This window comes from Oleiphilus sp. HI0123, assembly GCF_001635315.1.
Map to the genome: position 1 here is coordinate 1 of NZ_LWGE01000475.1, position 617 is coordinate 617.

A 617-nucleotide genomic window follows, 5' to 3' on the forward strand; every position below is an offset into this window, starting at 1 on the left:
CACTAGCTACCGGGATGGATATTCAGCGAAAATTTGATTTTGCCCGTTTGAGTACAGAATGGACGCACTTACTTAATGACGAGATTGAACTGAGTACCATTGCGTACTTGAGAACAAACCGGAACCAGTATGTAGCAACTTGGCAGGGAAACCTTCCTGAGAATGATAGCCAGCAAAAAACGCTTGGCCTCATGTTCAAAGCCGACTATAGCCTAGATAGCCTCCGCTGGACTTTTGGAGCCGACCTTGAATATACCAAGTCTAGTCGAAGCTATGAGCAAACCTTTGACTATGTGCCCAGTGGCTGGGGAAGTAGTGTCGCTGAGGGCTCTATTTATGACTACGACGTGAATTACTTCGCCGTGTCACCCTATACCAGTGCTGCATTTAGTGTTACTGATCACTTAACAGTAGAAGCCGGCCTTCGCTACGACTCCAGCCGTTTTGATTACACGAATAATCTATCTGACGGGCAATATGCATCGTCGAGTTATGCGCGGGCATCGAGCGATAATGACCCTTCATTCAATCACTTAAGTCCTAAACTGAGTTTTAGTTTCCGTCTTGATGATAGTCAGAATATCTATGTTCGCTATGCAAACGGTTTCCGAATACCG

1 protein-coding gene is annotated in these 617 nt (G+C 45.7%); it reads left to right on the plus strand.

Going from position 1 to position 617, the window contains the following annotated elements; genetic code table 11:
* The coding region (locus A3761_RS04530; protein ID WP_156491591.1) for a TonB-dependent receptor at positions 1–617 on the plus strand (617 nt) is incomplete at both ends.